16 protein-coding genes and 1 tRNA gene are annotated in these 16827 nt (G+C 60.1%); 11 read left to right on the forward strand and 6 right to left on the reverse strand.

The annotated features are described in order from the left end of the window. The first annotated feature begins 23 nt into the window (after window positions 1–23). Window positions 24–527 carry a thermonuclease family protein gene (locus PL597_RS11560; RefSeq protein ID WP_191218053.1) on the forward strand — a complete coding sequence of 168 codons (504 nt, stop codon included), beginning with the start codon at window positions 24–26 and terminating at the stop codon, window positions 525–527. A 72-nt stretch (window positions 528–599) separates the two neighbouring features. On the opposite strand, the gene PL597_RS11565 is transcribed toward PL597_RS11560, so the two are convergent. Both PL597_RS11565 and PL597_RS11570 read right to left on the reverse strand, forming a co-directional pair. Beyond that, window positions 600–675, reverse strand: a tRNA-Ala gene (locus PL597_RS11565). Window positions 676–827: 152 nt separating this feature from the next. Beyond that, window positions 828–1214, reverse strand: coding sequence for a TIGR02300 family protein (locus tag PL597_RS11570; protein ID WP_063947181.1), 387 nt, complete (start codon window positions 1212–1214; stop codon window positions 828–830). A 226-nt stretch (window positions 1215–1440) separates the two neighbouring features. On the opposite strand from PL597_RS11570, the gene cmk reads away from it, so the two are divergent. After that, window positions 1441–2073: a (d)CMP kinase gene (gene cmk, locus PL597_RS11575; protein ID WP_191218054.1), complete on the forward strand. Its 633-nt coding sequence runs from the start codon at window positions 1441–1443 to the stop codon at window positions 2071–2073. Window positions 2074–2242: 169 nt separating this feature from the next. Continuing rightward, window positions 2243–3943 (forward strand): 30S ribosomal protein S1, encoded by a 1701-nt coding sequence (gene rpsA / locus PL597_RS11580; protein WP_063947182.1) that lies wholly within the window; start codon window positions 2243–2245, stop codon window positions 3941–3943. A 98-nt stretch (window positions 3944–4041) separates the two neighbouring features. Here the strand turns inward: rpsA and PL597_RS11585 are convergent, their stop codons facing one another. The 4 genes from PL597_RS11585 to PL597_RS11600 form a co-directional block, all read right to left on the reverse strand. Continuing rightward, entirely contained in the window at window positions 4042–5589 is a 1548-nt protein-coding gene (locus PL597_RS11585; protein ID WP_191218055.1) for a hypothetical protein, read from the reverse strand. A gap of 253 nt (window positions 5590–5842) precedes the next feature. Beyond that, window positions 5843–6151 carry a hypothetical protein gene (locus PL597_RS11590; protein ID WP_137412480.1) on the reverse strand — a complete coding sequence of 103 codons (309 nt, stop codon included), beginning with the start codon at window positions 6149–6151 and terminating at the stop codon, window positions 5843–5845. Window positions 6152–6200: 49 nt separating this feature from the next. Continuing rightward, entirely contained in the window at window positions 6201–7427 is a 1227-nt protein-coding gene (locus tag PL597_RS11595) for a hypothetical protein (protein ID WP_191218056.1), read from the reverse strand. A gap of 83 nt (window positions 7428–7510) precedes the next feature. Continuing rightward, window positions 7511–8137: a ribonuclease D gene (locus PL597_RS11600; RefSeq protein WP_077984817.1), complete on the reverse strand. Its 627-nt coding sequence runs from the start codon at window positions 8135–8137 to the stop codon at window positions 7511–7513. A gap of 176 nt (window positions 8138–8313) precedes the next feature. Between PL597_RS11600 and PL597_RS11605 the strand changes: the two genes are divergently transcribed. The 8 genes from PL597_RS11605 to PL597_RS11640 all read left to right on the forward strand — a co-directional run bounded on the left by PL597_RS11605 (window position 8314) and on the right by PL597_RS11640 (window position 16801). Then, window positions 8314–8928 carry a nucleoside 2-deoxyribosyltransferase gene (locus PL597_RS11605; RefSeq protein WP_077984818.1) on the forward strand — a complete coding sequence of 205 codons (615 nt, stop codon included), beginning with the start codon at window positions 8314–8316 and terminating at the stop codon, window positions 8926–8928. After that, on the forward strand, window positions 8925–9674 hold the full coding sequence (locus tag PL597_RS11610; RefSeq protein ID WP_003522480.1) for an SDR family oxidoreductase: 750 nt from the start codon (window positions 8925–8927) through the stop codon (window positions 9672–9674). Before PL597_RS11605 ends, PL597_RS11610 begins: the two co-directional genes overlap by 4 nt. A 551-nt stretch (window positions 9675–10225) precedes the next feature. Continuing rightward, window positions 10226–11413, forward strand: a complete 1188-nt coding sequence (locus PL597_RS11615) for a M24 family metallopeptidase (protein ID WP_137412478.1) — start codon at window positions 10226–10228, stop codon at window positions 11411–11413. A gap of 119 nt (window positions 11414–11532) precedes the next feature. Beyond that, the gene (locus tag PL597_RS11620) at window positions 11533–13137 is read left to right on the forward strand and encodes an ABC transporter substrate-binding protein (protein WP_191218057.1); all 1605 of its coding nucleotides are present in this window, start codon (window positions 11533–11535) and stop codon (window positions 13135–13137) included. Window positions 13138–13197: 60 nt separating this feature from the next. Then, window positions 13198–14205, forward strand: coding sequence for an ABC transporter permease subunit (locus PL597_RS11625; protein WP_174037312.1), 1008 nt, complete (start codon window positions 13198–13200; stop codon window positions 14203–14205). Next, complete coding sequence (locus tag PL597_RS11630) at window positions 14202–15116, forward strand: ABC transporter permease subunit (protein ID WP_137412475.1); 915 nt, start codon at window positions 14202–14204, stop codon at window positions 15114–15116. Before PL597_RS11625 ends, PL597_RS11630 begins: the two co-directional genes overlap by 4 nt. Before the next feature lie 3 nt (window positions 15117–15119). Then, window positions 15120–15959, forward strand: coding sequence for an ABC transporter ATP-binding protein (locus PL597_RS11635; RefSeq protein ID WP_137412474.1), 840 nt, complete (start codon window positions 15120–15122; stop codon window positions 15957–15959). Further along, window positions 15956–16801: an ATP-binding cassette domain-containing protein gene (locus PL597_RS11640; RefSeq protein WP_077984824.1), complete on the forward strand. Its 846-nt coding sequence runs from the start codon at window positions 15956–15958 to the stop codon at window positions 16799–16801. The genes PL597_RS11635 and PL597_RS11640 overlap by 4 nt, the downstream gene beginning before the upstream one ends. Window positions 16802–16827 lie beyond the last annotated feature (26 nt).

Consider the following 16827-nt stretch of genomic DNA (forward strand, 5'->3'; position numbering starts at 1 on the left):
CATCGTTTTGATGTTGCGGTGGAATGGTCCGGCAGATCGCAATTTTGCTGTTTCAGATCGTCTTGGCCATTGGCCTCGGCATAGCCGGCATCCGCATCGCCTCCCTTATCAATGGTGAGGCGACGTCGGCGCCAGCGGGCCTTGCGGCCAATACGGAACTGCTATGGACAACCTCGCCGGTGCGGGTCGATCCGCGTAGCCAAAATTACGAGCGCATTCCGCCGCCTCCCGATCTTTATCCGCTGAAAATGCACGCGGACCAGCGCCTGCGTGTCATCTCCAGCAGCCGCTTCACCTTCAACGGCCAGGAATTCCAGTTCGCTGGTGTGGAGGAGGTCGAACGCGACCGCGTCTGCACCGGCCCCGACGGTCGCCGTTACGCCTGCGGCCTCAATGCCTTCAAGGCGCTGCAGAAGCGTCTGCACGGCCGCTATCTGGAATGTCGCGAGGTGGGTGAGCAGGGCAGTGCGCCCCGGTCTGTGGAGTGCCGGATCAACGGCCAGGATGTGCGGGCGTTGTTGCAATAACGATTGCTTCAGGCGGTGCCGCACAACGATAAACTGGTTAGCCGAATGCGAGATATTTTCGTCTTGGAGATTTGGTGGAGCTAAGCGGGATCGAACCGCTGACCTCTTGCATGCCATGCAAGCGCTCTCCCAGCTGAGCTATAGCCCCATAAGGGTTCCGGCATTTCTTCCGGTTCCGGGAACCGAAGCGGTTGTTGTTCCGTTCGGTGGCGGCTTACTACTGCGGCTTTCCGGCGAGTGCAAGCATAAAAAACGGCCCGGCGTCATTTTTTTGTCGTCGGGCCGAATTATCAAGTAAAATCAAGCTTCTTCGTCGTCGCCGGGTACGCCGATGATCCCGGACATATCGTCGTCATCATCTTCGTCGTCGGTTTCGAGGAAGGTGTCGTCGTCGTCATCGATTTCGACGTCGTCGTCATCGCCGAGATCAGGGATATCGTCGCCGCTGTTGTCGCCGTCGGCATCTTCCAGCGAGACGAGTTCGACTTCCGTGTTTTCGGTATCGACTTCCGCCACTTCCTCTTCTTCAGCCTGTTCCATCTTGGCCTGGGCGGTGCTTTCCTCGAAGAAGGAGAGCGGCCAGGACTTGCCGGTGTAGGGAGAAACGACCGGATCGCGGTTCAGATCGTAGAACTTCTTGCCGGTATCGGGGTCTGTGCGCTTGGTACCAAGTTCCGCTTTTGCCACTGTCTAAGCCTCAAATTGTCGAATGAGTTTCGGTGTGTACGCCGTAAAACCGGCATAGACGGTAAAATTTATAGCCGGTCCCCTTAATCGTTGCGCTCTTTCGTGTCAAAGACAAACTTCGGGTGCGGCCTCCGCTGGCGCAAGCCCTATGCGTCAATGCTGATGTAATAGGAGAGGCTTTGCACACTTTATTATAATGACGACGAATGCACGGACGGAACGCTTCATGACCTTTACGATTGCCATAGACGGGCCGGCTGCGGCGGGCAAAGGAACGCTTTCGCGGAAGATCGCGGAGACCTATGGCTTTCATCATCTCGATACCGGGCTGACATACAGGGCAACGGCCAAAGCGCTTCTGGATGCCGGCCTGCCGCTCGATAATGAAGCGGTCGCAGAAAAAATGGCGCTGGAACTCGATCTTGCCGGGCTAGACCGCGCCGTTCTTTCCCGGCACGAGATTGGCGAGGCGGCGTCGAAAATCGCTGTCATGACGCCGGTGAGGCGGGCGCTCGTCAAGGCCCAGCAGCTTTTTGCCTTGAGAGAGCCGGGCACGGTGCTTGACGGCCGCGATATCGGCACGGTTGTCTGCCCTGACGCGCCGGTGAAGCTCTATGTCACGGCCTCTGCCGATGTACGGGCGCGGCGCCGTTATGACGAAATTCTGGCCAATGGCGGCAATGGCAATTATGATGCCATTTTCGCCGAGGTGAAACAGCGCGACGAGCGCGATATGGGCCGCGCCGACAGCCCGTTGAAGCCGGCTGAAGACGCGCACTTGCTAGATACGTCGGAAATGAGTATAGAGGCGGCGTTTCAGGCCGCGCGCACGATTATCGACGCCGCCCTGAAGAGATAGGTTTTTCGCGGAACGGCTTGCCGCCCTCTGCGTTTAGTCCGGAATTGCCTGAAGACATGTCCTTGCGCCGGAAAGCCTTTTGAAAAGGCGGGCATGGGTTCGGGTATCAACAACACTAGCCCACCGGCGCTTTGTATTCGCGCTCACGCGGATGCATTCAGGAGATTTCATGTCAGTATCTACCCCCACGCGCGACGATTTCGCAGCGCTTCTCGAAGAATCCTTTGCCTCGAACGATCTTGCCGAAGGCTATGTTGCCAAGGGTATCGTAACGGCAATCGAGAAGGACGTCGCGATCGTTGACGTCGGTCTCAAGGTCGAAGGTCGCGTTCCGCTCAAGGAATTCGGCGCGAAGTCCAAGGACGGCACGCTGAAGGTCGGCGACGAAGTCGAAGTTTACGTCGAGCGCATCGAAAACGCTCTCGGCGAAGCTGTTCTGTCGCGTGAGAAGGCTCGCCGCGAAGAAAGCTGGGTCAAGCTCGAAGCCAAGTTCGAAGCTGGCGAGCGCGTCGAAGGCGTCATCTTCAACCAGGTCAAGGGTGGTTTCACCGTCGATCTGGACGGCGCTGTTGCGTTCCTGCCGCGTTCGCAGGTCGACATTCGTCCGATCCGCGACGTTACCCCGCTGATGCACAACCCGCAGCCCTTCGAAATCCTCAAGATGGACAAGCGTCGCGGCAACATCGTTGTTTCGCGTCGTACGGTTCTCGAAGAGTCGCGCGCCGAGCAGCGTTCTGAAATCGTTCAGAACCTCGAAGAAGGCCAGGTTGTTGACGGCGTCGTCAAGAACATCACCGATTACGGTGCGTTCGTTGACCTCGGCGGCATCGACGGCCTGCTGCACGTTACCGACATGGCATGGCGCCGCGTCAACCATCCTTCGGAAATCCTCAACATTGGCCAGCAGGTCAAGGTTCAGATCATCCGCATCAACCAGGAAACCCACCGTATCTCGCTCGGCATGAAGCAGCTCGAGTCCGATCCGTGGGATGGCATCTCCGCCAAGTACCCGGTTGGCAAGAAGATCTCCGGTACGGTCACGAACATCACCGACTACGGTGCATTCGTTGAGCTGGAGCCGGGCATCGAAGGCCTGATCCACATTTCCGAAATGTCCTGGACCAAGAAGAACGTACACCCCGGCAAGATCCTGTCCACGAGCCAGGAAGTTGACGTTGTCGTTCTCGAAGTCGATCCGTCCAAGCGCCGTATCTCGCTCGGTCTCAAGCAGACGCTTGAAAACCCGTGGCAGGCATTCGCTTACAGCCATCCGGCTGGCACGGAAGTCGAAGGCGAAGTCAAGAACAAGACCGAATTCGGCCTGTTCATTGGCCTCGAAGGCGATGTCGACGGCATGGTTCACCTGTCGGACCTCGACTGGAACCGTCCGGGCGAGCAGGTCATCGAAGAGTACAACAAGGGTGACGTCGTTAAGGCTGTCGTTCTCGACGTTGACGTTGAGAAGGAACGCATCTCGCTCGGCATCAAGCAGCTCGGCAAGGACGCTGTTGGCGAAGCCGCTTCTTCCGGCGACCTGCGCAAGAACGCAGTCGTTTCCGCTGAAGTGACCGCGGTCAACGATGGCGGCATCGAAGTGAAGCTCGTCAACCACGAAGACCTCACCTCGTTCATCCGTCGCGCGGACCTTTCCCGTGATCGTGACGAGCAGCGCCCTGAGCGCTTCTCGGTTGGCCAGGTTGTCGACGCCCGCGTTGTCAACTTCTCGAAGAAGGACCGCAAGGTCATGCTTTCGATCAAGGCTCTGGAAATCGCTGAAGAGAAGGAAGCCGTCGCACAGTTCGGTTCTTCCGACTCGGGCGCTTCGCTCGGCGACATCCTCGGCGCGGCTCTGAAGAACCGCGGCGAATAATCGCTCCGATCTTTGAAATGAAGAACCCGCCGGAATTTTCCGGCGGGTTTTTTGTTGCTTCCAGGTCGCGCCGGTGGGCGGGCAATGGCCCCCGCTTGTCAGAGCATGCCGCTCATCTTGAGATAATAATTTTCCGCGTTGTCGTCGGAAGCCGCTGCAGGCGTGCTTTCCTGCTCTTCGGTCGGGTCATTGGCAGCAATGCGTTCTTCCGTATCATCCTGACCATCGGAATTTTCAGCCTCGGTCTCGGCCTCACCTTCCGCCTCATCCTCGGAAAAGGGACCGCCTCCGCGTGGCGGTGTTTCCGATTCATAGTCTTCGTCCGCCGGCGGATAGGCGATGAGCGGCAGCGGCGTGCCGTCTTTTACCAGGGCGGCGGCGATCAATGACTGCGAAGCCGATTGCTCCAGCATCGCCATTCTCGCTTCCGGGTCCAGTGTGGCGCGCGGCAGGGGCTGGGCTTCTGGACGATGAGTCGCCGTCTCCGTTTCTTCACCCGAGGGGCGGGCGGCGGCCGTTGCGACGGTGGTTTTTTCAGCGGCCTGGTCGTCGGGCGGTTGCTGTGCGCCACTTTGCGGCGTGGGCAGAGGCTGCTGTGTACCGGCTGCCTTGGCAGGAAGCTTGCCGGCTGTGGCGGCAAGCAGCAGGGTGTTCACGGTCTCAGCGTCGTCCGCGAGCGGACCGGATGGCGGGGAAAATCCCGTGCGGATTTCTTTCTGCTCCGGCTTCATCGTCTCCCGATGCGGAAGGGCGGGGCGGGCTTCGCCCGTTTCGGCGCGGGGCGGATTTGCCGGGCGGACCTCGGCCGATACTTCCTTCGTCACGCTGCCGGTTTGTGGCGGAAGCGGAGGTGCCGCGTTTTCGGCTCTTCCATCCGGCTTTGCGGCATTGGTCGGCATCTCAAGTGTGTCGGCAGGCGGAGTGGAAGGCGCAGGCCGGGGGTCCAGTTGCGCCGTTAGCGCCGCCACCGTTGCTTTCATTGCTGCGCCGCTGAGGGCGAGCGGCCCGATGAGCAGCGGCAGGAGCCGGCTGACGGTGGCGGAATTTGCCGCCTGCGCTGTCGCGGCCGGAGACGGGCGAGCTTCCGCATTCTGGCTCTGCGCGTTCTGCTGTTTCGGCTGGGCCGATTGCGCGGGCGCGGGATTGGAGGAATTGTTCTGCTGATAGGAGGAAATCACCGCCTTCGCCGCAAGATCCATTCCCCTGTAACGGGAAAGCTCGACCAGTAGCGCGAGGCGGGCGGCATCCGGTCCGGTCGGCTGTTTCAGGATTTCGGCGAGCATCGAAAGGGTCAGACCCTGCAGGGCCTTGCCGACCTGCTGTTCCAACGCCAGGCGTTGTGACGCCGGCAGGGTGCGGAGCGCTTCCGTCAGCCGCGTCACATAGGTCTCTATGGCCTCGCCATCCCGCCGGGGCAGGTTCATCAGCTTGCCGAGTGCTTCCGCGAGAATCGCGGTGCTGCGCGAGAGCTGAAACTCACTGGTAAGGGAGGCGATTGCCGCACGGGCAAAAAGGCTGCTGTTTTCAGGGGCGGGGGTGCTCGGCAATGGCGGTGCGATCTCTTTCACCTGCTCGCGCGGTGTCAGTGAAACCGTGGCTCCATAGGCGGCGTCGGTTGCCGCAATTTTCGCGACAGGCGGTAACATGCTGCGCTCCGTTTCTATCGGTGACCGCCGCTGGCGGCGAAAGGGCCAATCCCCATTGGCTCTGTGATCCGCATCTGGCTTGAATGTTGAAAAAATCGCCGCGCCGGTGATGGACAGGTGTCATCTCGCCCGCTCATGCGGGAGCGCCGTATACGCCTCTGGCCGCAATGCCGGTTGCAGCGCATACAGAATCATCAAGCTCAATCTTGGCTTGCAGATATTAAGATTTGGCTAACCAACGGATTGGCGTCCGTTAGGGAGAAACGCCGATGAACATCCGGTAAAGGCCGTTATCGTCGGAATTGACCGAGGAAATATGGTCGGGATCGCTGGGTGCCGTCTCAAAAGCTTCCGGCGGCATGGCGTCGAGCCAGCTTGCCTTGGGAAGTCTTCTTTCGGGTTGAGCGTTCGCGGGGTCGATGGGGCTGGCTTCCTCAGCGGGCGCGGTGAAGGCCGCATCATCGGGGACGAGCGGCGGGGCGGCCATGGATAGCAGCGCCTGCGCGGCATTGGGTTCTGTGTCGTAAGCGGCGCTCCCAGCCAGGCCGGAAATATCGGTCATGTCTGAACTCACATCATGTTTTGTTCAAGGGAATGATCGGGAGCGGCAATCATGCCGCCTTCTTCTTCAGCAGTTCATAAAGGCCATTGTCGTCGATCGAGATCGGCAAAATGGCTCTGCGGGCGTCTTCGACAAGCGCCTGCGCATCGAGCAGTTTTTGGCCGTCCGTTTCCGTCTCGGCCCGATTGCGGCCGGTGTCTGTCTCCGCGGGCACATTTTCGGTTTCCGCCGGGGCGGCCTGCTCAGCGGGCGCAGCTGCAAGTACGGAGATCAGTGTCGTTTCCGATGACGTGTCGGCCGGCGCCTGCGGGTCGTCGCCTGCCGTTTTTTCGTCGCCGGAAGCATCGATATGCTCCTTCACGACGTCCTGGAGCTCTTTAACGTCGTCAAGCTTGCCCTGCGCATCGCGGGCCTGAATATCCTGTTTCCTTTCGGCCTTCACTTCGGCATCGTTGATTTCGCCGATGCGTTCTTCACCACGTTCGGCCTGCAACTCTTCCTTGGTTTTGGGATCGGCGACGTCTTCCAGACGCTGGATGACCTTCAGGGTTTCACGCGTCATGAAACTGGCGCTCTGCGTCTGGTGGTTCAGCGCGTCCTTAACGGCGCGCGCCTCATCGCCATAGGGGTTGGCGATGGCGGCGATCATCTGCCGGGCGGAGACGCCGAGTTGTTTGATGCCGGTCGATTCTTCCAGATCGTCGACGTTTTTCGGCAGGGTCGCGCGCGCCGCCATGATGGCATTCGACATCTGCTCGCCGAAATCCTCTTCCGTGCCGGTCAGGCCTGCGCCCTTCGCAATGCGGGCGGCAAGCGCGGCCATGGGGGCGGTCTTGGCGTTGGCGCCGTTGTTCAGCACATCCACGACCTGCGCTTCCGAAACGCCAAAGGATATCAGGGAAATTTTCCTGGCATTTCCCAGTGCGTCGGATTTTTCGAACTGGGTCAGCGTAAGCGCGTCCTGGAGCCGGCTTGCGAAGGCAAAGCTCGATTCGTTTGCTTCCTGCGTGACGCCAAGCGCAGAAACAAACCGGGAGATGAGGGACAAGAAAGCGTCAGGATCGAGTTTCATGGCGCCGAAGAGATAGGCGCTTATCTTCTCGTTGGCGGCGCGCTGGCTTTCGTCCGGGAGCGGGTTTGTCTTGACCGCATCGTTCTTTTTGGTGCCGTTGGCCTTTTCCTGCTCTTCGCGCTGGCGTTCTTCGATGGTTTCAACCATCGAGCGCATGAGGTCGCTGACTGCAATGCCCGCCGTCCGCTGTAACGGAGTAATCATCTGGAAAATCCCCGGCCGCCCAAAGTTGCGGCCGAGAATAGGCAATTCTGGTAAATCAGTGCTTAAACGAAGCGGCAGAAGGCTCAGCTATGGGCGAAAATATCGGTTTCTTCCCAGCCGAGGAGATCGAGCTTCGCACGGGTCGGCAGAAAGGCGAAACAGGCGTCGGCATGGTCGAGGCGGCCGTCACGCACGAGACGCCCCGTCAGTTTGTCGCGCAGCGCGTGCAGGTGCAGCACGTCGGAGGCTGCATATTCGAGCTGGGCCGGCGACAGGGTCTCGGCAGCCCAGTCGGAAGATTGCTGGGCCTTCGAAATATCGACTTCCAGCATTTCCTTGAGATTATCCTTCAGCCCGTGCCGGTCGGTATAGGTGCGGGTCAGCCGCGAGGCGATCTTGGTGCAGAAGACCGGCGTGGTCGTCACGCCGAAGGTGTGGAACAAAACAGCGATATCGAAACGGCCATAGTGAAAGATCTTCTGGCGGGCGGGGTCGGCAAGCATCCGCACGAGGTTTGGCGCTTGCCTCTGGCCGGCGGCGATGCGAATGACGTCCGCGGTGCCGTCGCCCGGCGAAAGCTGAACGACGCAGAGGCGGTCGCGGCGCGGCACCAGTCCCAGCGTTTCCGTATCGATTGCGATGGCGCCGTTGTAACGCGCGGCATCTTCGGCGGAAATATCGCCTTCGTGGTAACGGATGGGTGCTGCCATGTCCTGCTCCAGAAATTCCAGTTTCCTGCTCCGGCTATAACGGAAAGAGCGGCGGGACGATACCGTTTTATCGGCTCGCCCAGCGCATCGCGCTCCACCGCCCTTGGTACTTGCCTTTGCGAAAGTCCCCGGGTTAGGGTCAGACATTCTTTCCTGACAAATCGCATGAATTCCTGATGACAAAGAAAATCTATCTCGCCGGACCGGAAGTCTTCCTGCCGAACGCGCGCGAAATGCTCGATCTCAAGGCCTCGCTGGCGCGGGAAGCCGGTTTCACGCCGCTTTCGCCGGGCGATCTGCAAATTCCGCCGGCGGATACCAGGGTCGGTCACGGCTGCAACATCAATGCCGTCGATGAGCGGATGATGCTGGAGGCGGATGCGGTGATCGCCAATCTCACGCCGTTTCGCGGCATCGCGGCCGATACGGGAACCAGCTATGAACTGGGCTTCATGTGCGCGCTGGGCAAGCCGGTCTTTGCCTATACCAATGTTGCGGCCAATCACTTCACCCGCATCAAAGCGCATTATGGCGGCGTCGCCACCCTGGATGAAACGGGCCGTTATCGCGGGCCGGACGGGCTGTCGATCGAGAATTTCGACATGGTCGACAATCTCATGCTGCATGGCGGGATTTTGCGGCGCGGCGGCGTCATCATCATTGGCGATGCTCCCGAAGAGGCCTTGTATACGGATCTCGAGGCCTACAGGCGCTGTCTCGCGGCGGCGGCCGAAAAGTTACTAACACCGATTGACCCTGAAAAAACGAATAGAGTGGAGGCATCATCATGAGCGGAACCATCCTCATCACCGGCGCGACATCCGGCTTCGGACAGGCCACGGCGCGGCGCTTCGTCAAGGAGGGCTGGAAGGTCATCGGTACGGGTCGGCGGGCGGAGCGGCTGGAGGCGCTTTCCGCTGAACTCGGCTCCGCCTTTCATGGCCTCGCCTTCGATATCACCGACGAGGAGGCGACTGGAAAGGCGCTGTCCGGGTTGCCGGAGGGCTTTCGGGATATCGACGTTCTCGTCAACAACGCCGGTCTGGCACTCGGCACCGCGCCCGCACCGCAGGTGCCCTTGAAAGACTGGCAGACCATGGTGGACACCAACATCACCGGTCTCCTCAACATCACCCATCATCTGTTGCCGACGCTGATCGGGCGCAAGGGTATTGTCGTCAACCTCTCGTCAGTGGCGGCACATTACCCCTATACGGGCGGCAATGTGTATGGCGGCACCAAAGCGTTCCTGCGGCAGTTTTCGCTTGGCCTGCGTTCCGACCTGCATGGCAAGGGCGTGCGGGTGACGTCCATCGAGCCCGGCATGTGCGAAACGGAATTTACGCTGGTGCGCACCGGCGGCAATCAGGAAGCCTCGGACAATCTCTACAAAGGCGTCAATCCGATCACGGCGGACGATATTGCCAACACCATTCACTGGGTCGCCTCGCAGCCCAAGCACATCAACATCAACAGCCTCGAACTCATGCCGGTCAACCAGTCCTTCGCCGGTTTCCAGGTCTATCGGGAAAGCTGATTTTCCCACGATTCCGGGGAGTGCTGAAAAACCGGGCAGGAATTGTCGAGCTATGCAGAAATGCAATGCTGCATTGCGAGACTTGCTCTGTTAAAAATCACGGATACCGCTATATTCAAATCATCGAAGCGACGCACTCCTCCTCCCAGCGTCGCTCGATGTGGATCGGTGGTACTCCTCCTCCCAATCGCCGATCAAGTTTGAAGCCTGCCGCACCTCCTCCCGCGGCAGGCTTTTTCCTTTTTGGGCGTGTTTTCCTTGAATATTTTTGGCTGACGGCTTCCTGCGCGCTGGCTCAGTGCCGAGGGCGAGCCGTGATCGCCCTTGGATTTCCAGGGGATTTTGAGTTTCTCCGTCAAGGCAACGCGTGTTGAAATCAGGCGTGCGTCGATCACATTTCCGTTATGTCTAGATAAATTTGCACAGTTTTGTCGTGGTGCGCCCGGCCGGGCCATTGCTTAGCCCCCGCCCTGTGTTTAAGCATGTGCAAAAGAACGCTTGGGAGGTTGCCGGCACGCCTGTGTCTGCGGCCCGAAAGCGGCGGGGAGAGAATGGCAGACTTTCAAGAGACGCTGAAGCGGTTTCAGCTGATCGCGGTTTCATCGATCGCTGAAGACGAGCTCGGGTTGCGGCTACGCGGCCTGCAGGCGCGAATGATCCAGCAAAATATCAAGGCGGTCTGGCTCGATGCATCATCGTCGCTGACCTATTATACCGGCCTGTCGCTTGGTCTTTCCGAGCGCATTCATGGCGCCCTGGTGCCGGCGGAAGGCCCTCCGGTCTATGTCAGTCCGACCTTCGAGGAGCCGAAGCTTCAGACGCTCATCCGCATTCCGGGTGAGGTTGCCGTCTGGGAAGAGGATGAAAGCCCCTTCGACCTGATGGCAAGGCGCATTGAGGCGCTGGCCTGTCCCGGTCATCTTGTTGCCATCGATCCCGCCACCCCCTTTGTCTTCGCATCGGCCCTCATGCAACGTCTGGAAGGCCGCATCATTTCCGCCCAGCCGATGATCGTCGCCCAGCGGCAGGTCAAATCCGCAGCCGAGATCGCCATCATCCAGACGGCGATGGACGCGAGCTACCGCGTGCAGAAGGCCGTTTTCGAAGGGCTGCGTCCCGGCGTTTCCACCACGGAAGTCGCCGATTTCGTCAACGCGGCGCATATTGCCCTTGGCCTGAAGCCGCTATTCGTGGCCGTCCAGTTCGGCGAGGCGACGGCCTATCCGCATGGCGTGCCCCATGCGCAGACGCTCAGCGAAGGCGATATGGTGCTGGTCGATCTCGGCGGCATTCTTCACGGTTATCGTTCCGATATCACCCGCACCTATGTCTTCGGCAAACCGACGGAACGGCAGCGTTTCCTCTGGAACGCCGAGCGCGACGCGCAGGCGGCGGCATTTGCCGCAGCCCAAGTCGGCGCTGCCTGTTCGGATGTGGACAGGGCCGCGCGCGAGAGCCTGAAAGCGGCCGGTTTCGGCCCGGATTATCAGCTTCCCGGCCTGCCGCACCGCACCGGCCACGGGCTTGGGCTGGATATTCACGAAGAACCCTATATCGTTGCAGGAAACACCACGGCGCTTAAGCCGGGCATGTGTTTTTCCATCGAGCCGATGCTGTGCGTTTATGGCGAATGCGGCGTCCGTCTCGAAGACATAGCCTATATGACGGAGGCGGGACCGCGCTGGTTCTGCCCGCCGGAGAAGAACCTCGACCGGTTGTTTCAGCCGGTCGCCGGGTAATTGGTTGGGAGGCAAAGGACCGAACGGCGACATGGGGCTCCCGCGTCGCTGCTGACCAGAAGAGGTAGGCCCCCGGACGGGGCCGCAGGAACTCAGAAAAAGAGGGAAAGGACCATCAGATGAAAATGCTGACCCGCAGTTTGCTAATCGCTTCTGCACTTGCGATGACTTCCGCCATGCCTGCCATGGCGAAGACATTCGTTTATTGCTCCGAGGCATCGCCGGAAGGCTTCGATCCGTCGCCCTATACCGCAGGCGGCACCTTCGATGCTTCCGCGCATCCGGTCTACAACCGTCTGACCGAGTTCAAGAAGGGTACGACCGAAGTCGAGCCGGGCCTTGCGGAAAAGTGGGACGTTTCCAAGGATGGTCTCGAATACACTTTCCACCTGCGCAAGGGCGTCAAGTGGCACTCCAACGAGAAGTTCACGCCGAGCCGCGACTTCAACGCTGATGACGTGATCTTCAGCTACAACCGCCAGGGCGACGCGAAGAACCCGTGGAACCAGTATATCGCAGGCATCACCTACGAATATTACAACTCCATGGAAATGCCGTCGCTGATCAAGGAAATCGTCAAAGTCGACGATTACACCGTCAAGTTCGTGCTGACCCGCCCGGAAGCGCCGTTCCTCGCCAACATCGCCATGCCTTTCGCATCGATCGTGTCGAAGGAATATGCCGATACGCTTGAGAAGGCCGGCACCAAGGAAGACTTCAACAACCTGCCGATCGGCACGGGTCCGTTCAAGTTCGTCGCCTATCAGAAGGACGCGGTCATCCGTTACCAGAAGAATGCCGACTACTGGGGTGAAGCACCGAAGATCGACGACCTGATCTTTGCGATCACGCCTGATGCCGCCGTTCGCCTGCAGAAGCTGAAGGCTGGCGAATGCCACCTGATGCCTTACCCGGCCCCGGCTGACCTCGCCACCATCCGCGCCGACAAGAACCTCAAGCTCGATGAGCAGCCGGGTCTGAACGTCGCTTACTTCGCCTACAACACGACCGTTGCACCTTTCGACAAGCCGGAAGTGCGCAAGGCGCTGAACATGGCGATGAACAAGCAGGCGATCATCGACGCCGTGTTCCAGGGTGCTGGCCAGGTTGCCAAAAACCCGATCCCGCCGACCATGTGGTCCTATAACGACAGCATCAAGGACGATGCTTACGATCCGGAAGCAGCCAAGAAGGCTCTCGAAGCCGCTGGCGTCAAGGATCTGTCGATGAAGATCTGGGCAATGCCGGTTCAGCGTCCCTACATGCCGAACGCCCGTCGCACCGCCGAGCTGATCCAGTCGGATTTTGCGAAGGTCGGCGTCAAGGCTGAGATCGTTTCCTTCGAATGGGGCGAATATCTCAAGAAGTCCACGGAAGTGAACCGCGACGGCGCCGTCATCCTCGGCTGGACCGGCGATAACGGTGACCCGGACAACTTCCTCAGCGTTCTCCTGTCCTGCGCCGCTACCGGTGAAGGCGGTGCAAACCGTGCACAGTGGTGCAACAAGGAGTTCTCGGACCTCTTGGCCAAGGCAAAACAGACCACTGACGTTGCCGAACGCACCAAGCTTTACGAGCAGGCGCAGGTGATCTTCAAGGAACAGGCTCCGTGGGCGACGCTTGCGCACTCCACGCAGTTCGTTCCGATGTCCGCCAAGGTTTCCGGCTTCACCATGAGCCCGCTTGGCGACTTCACCTTCGAAAACGTCGACATCGCGGAGTAATCCCCGAACAACCGGACGCGCGGAAGAACCCTCTTCCGCGCGTCTTTTCAGGAAAAAACCATGATCCGGTTCATTCTCGGCAAACTTCTCTATCTCGTTCCGACCTTCCTCGGGATTACCATCGTCGCCTTCGCCTTCGTGCGCGTCCTGCCGGGCGATCCCGTGCTGTTGATGGCGGGCGAACGCGGCATTTCACCCGAACGGCATGCGCAGCTTGCCGAACAGCTCGGTTTTGCTCAGCCCATCTGGCAGCAATATCTCCATTTCCTTGGACGGCTGCTTCAGGGCGATCTCGGCAATTCGCTGGTCACCAAGAAGCCGGTTCTCACCGAGTTCCTGTCGCTCTTTCCCGCGACGGTCGAGCTTGGTCTCGTCGCCATCATCATCGCAACCTTGATCGGCGTGCCGGTCGGCGTCATCGCCGCCATTCGTCGTGGCTCCTGGTTCGACCAGATTTCCATGACGACGGCGCTCGTCGGCTTCTCCATGCCGATCTTCTGGTGGGGGCTGCTGCTCATCATCATGTTCTCCGGCATCCTGCAATGGACGCCGGTGTCAGGCCGTATCTCGCTGATGTATTTCTTCCCCTCCGTTACCGGTTTCATGCTGATCGACAGCCTGATTTCGGGACAGAAGGGCGCGTTTGCCTCGGCTCTGTCGCATCTCATCCTGCCCTCGGTGGTGCTCGCCACCATTCCGCTTGCGGTGATTGCGCGCCAGACGCGTTCAGCCATGCTGGAAGTACTCGGTGAGGATTATGTGCGCACGGCCCGTGCCAAGGGCATGTCTCCTTCCCGTGTGGTCGGCATTCATGCGCTGCGCAACGCCATGATCCCTGTTATCACCACCATCGGTCTTCAGATAGGCGTGCTGATGGCTGGCGCGATCCTGACCGAAACCATCTTTTCCTGGCCGGGCATCGGCAAGTGGATGATCGATTCTATCTCTCGCCGCGACTATCCGGTCGTGCAGAGCGGCCTGCTGTTGATCGCGGGTCTGGTGATGATCGTCAACCTGCTCGTCGATCTGACCTATGGCCTCATCAATCCGAGGATCCGTCACAAATGACCGATGTGATCACCACTCCGGGCGTGCGTCTCTCAGACGCCGCCATCCGCCGCCGGATGATCGCCGATTTCTGGTTCTATTTCCGCCAGAACCGTGGCGCCGTCATCGGGCTTGCCGTGTTCATTCTTCTCGTGCTGGTCGCGATTTTTGCGCCGCTGATCGCGCCGCATGATCCGACCCAGCAATATCGCGATGCGCTGCTGGTGCCGCCGGTCTGGCAGGAAGGCGGCCGTGCCGGCTTCTTCTTCGGCACGGACGCCGTCGGGCGTGACATGTTGTCCCGCCTGATCTACGGCGCGCAATATTCGCTGTTCATCGGAATCGTTGTCGTTTCCATCGCGCTCGTCGGCGGCATCGTCATCGGTCTCATTGCCGGCTTCTTCGGCGGCTGGGTCGATACCGTCATCATGCGTGTTATGGACGTCATCCTGGCGTTTCCGTCGTTGCTGTTGGCGCTGGTGTTGGTCGCTATCCTCGGTCCGGGCCTCACCAATGCCATGATCGCCATCGCCATCGTCTATCAGCCGCATTTTGCCCGTCTGACGCGCGCTGCCGTCATGAGCGAGCTCAGGCGTGAATATGTCACGGCCGCGCGCGTGGCCGGTGCGGGCAATCTCCGGCTGATGTTCAAGACCATCCTGCCGAATTGCCTTGCACCGCTGATCGTGCAGGCAACGCTTTCGTTCTCGTCTGCGGTTCTCGATGCGGCCGCACTCGGCTTCCTCGGCATGGGCGCGCAGCCGCCTGCCTCCGAATGGGGCACGATGCTGGCGGAAGCGCGTGAATTCATCCTGCGTGCCTGGTGGGTCGTGACCCTTCCGGGCCTGACGATCCTGATCTCGGTGCTCGCCATCAACCTCATGGGTGACGGCCTGCGTGATGCGCTCGATCCCAAACTGAAGCGGAGCTGAGCAATGAGCCTGCTGAAAATCAAAAACCTCACCGTCAAATTCGCCACCGCTACCGGCGCCTTCACGGCCGTCAACGGCATCGATGTCTCCGTCGACAAACACGAGGTGCTGGCCATCGTCGGCGAGTCCGGTTCCGGCAAGTCGGTATCGATGCTCGCCGTCATGGGGCTTCTGCCCGATACGGCGACGATCACCGCCGACGAGATGACCTTCGATGGCAAGAACCTTTTGGCCATGTCGCCGCAGGAGCGCCGCCGGGTCATCGGTCGCGAGATCACCATGATCTTCCAGGAGCCGGTCGCCTCGCTCAACCCGTCCTTCACGGTCGGTTTCCAGATCGAGGAGGTTCTGCGCCTCAATCTCGGCATGAGCGGCGCTGCCGCGCGCGCCCGCGCTCTGGAACTGTTCCGGGCTGTCGGTATTCCCGAGCCGGAAACCAAGCTCAAGGCCTATCCGCACCAGATGTCCGGCGGCCAGTGCCAGCGCGTGATGATCGCGATTGCGATCGCCTCCAAGCCGCGCCTGCTGATCGCCGACGAGCCGACCACCGCGCTCGATGTGACGATCCAGAAGCAGATCCTCGATCTGCTGATGAATCTGCAGGAAGAATACGGCATGGCGCTGATTCTCATCACCCATGACATGGGCGTCGTTGCGGAAACCGCCGACCGCGTCGTGGTACAATATAAGGGCCGCAAGATGGAGGAGGCGGATGTCTTGAGCCTGTTCGAAGCCCCGCAGCACCCCTATACCAAGGCACTGCTTTCGGCCCTGCCGGAAAATGCCACCGGCGACCGTTTGCCCACGGTTTCCGATTTCTTCGGCAAGGAGGGCGTTCAATGAGTATCGTTGTCGAAGGCAAGGGCATTACCCGCGACTATCACGTTCCCGGCGGCATGTTCGGCGGCGCCAAGACGGTGCAGGCCCTGAAGGGCATCGACTTTACCGTCGAGCGCGGCAAGACGCTCGCCATCGTCGGTGAATCCGGCTCCGGTAAATCGACGCTGGCGCGGATCATCGCGCTGATCGATCCGGCATCCGGCGGCGAACTGAAGATCGAAGGCAAGCCGGTCGATATCGCCAGACGCCGTCCGGATACGGAAATGCGCTCCAAGGTGCAGATGGTGTTCCAGAACCCCTATGGCAGCCTCAATCCGCGCCAGAAGGTGGGCGACGTCCTGATGGAGCCGCTGGTCATCAATACCAAGATACCGGCTTCCGAGCGACGCGAGCGGGCCGAAGCCATGCTGGTGAAGGTCGGTCTCGGTCCTGAACATTTCAACCGCTATCCACACATGTTCTCCGGCGGCCAGCGCCAGCGCATCGCCATTGCGCGCGCACTGATGCTGAACCCGGCGCTGCTGGTGCTGGATGAGCCGGTCTCCGCGCTCGATCTTTCGGTGCAGGCGCAGGTGCTGAACCTTCTCGCCGACCTTCAGGAAGAATTCGAGTTGACCTATGTTTTCGTCAGCCACGATCTTTCGGTGGTGCGTTACATCGCCGACGATGTGATGGTCATTTCGAAGGGTGTGGCGGTGGAGCAGGGCACGCGCGAGGAACTCTTCGCCGATCCGAAGCACCCCTATACCCGCCAGCTTTTCGCCGCGACACCGATTACGGATGTCGATGCCATCCGCGCTCGCGTGGAACGCCGCAAGGCGGCACGGCTGGCAGCGACGGCCTGACGGCTGACGACCGAGGTTAAGAACAG

It is taken from the genome of Agrobacterium sp. ST15.13.013, assembly GCF_027956525.1.
In the GTDB taxonomy this organism is placed as follows: domain Bacteria; phylum Pseudomonadota; class Alphaproteobacteria; order Rhizobiales; family Rhizobiaceae; genus Agrobacterium; species Agrobacterium salinitolerans.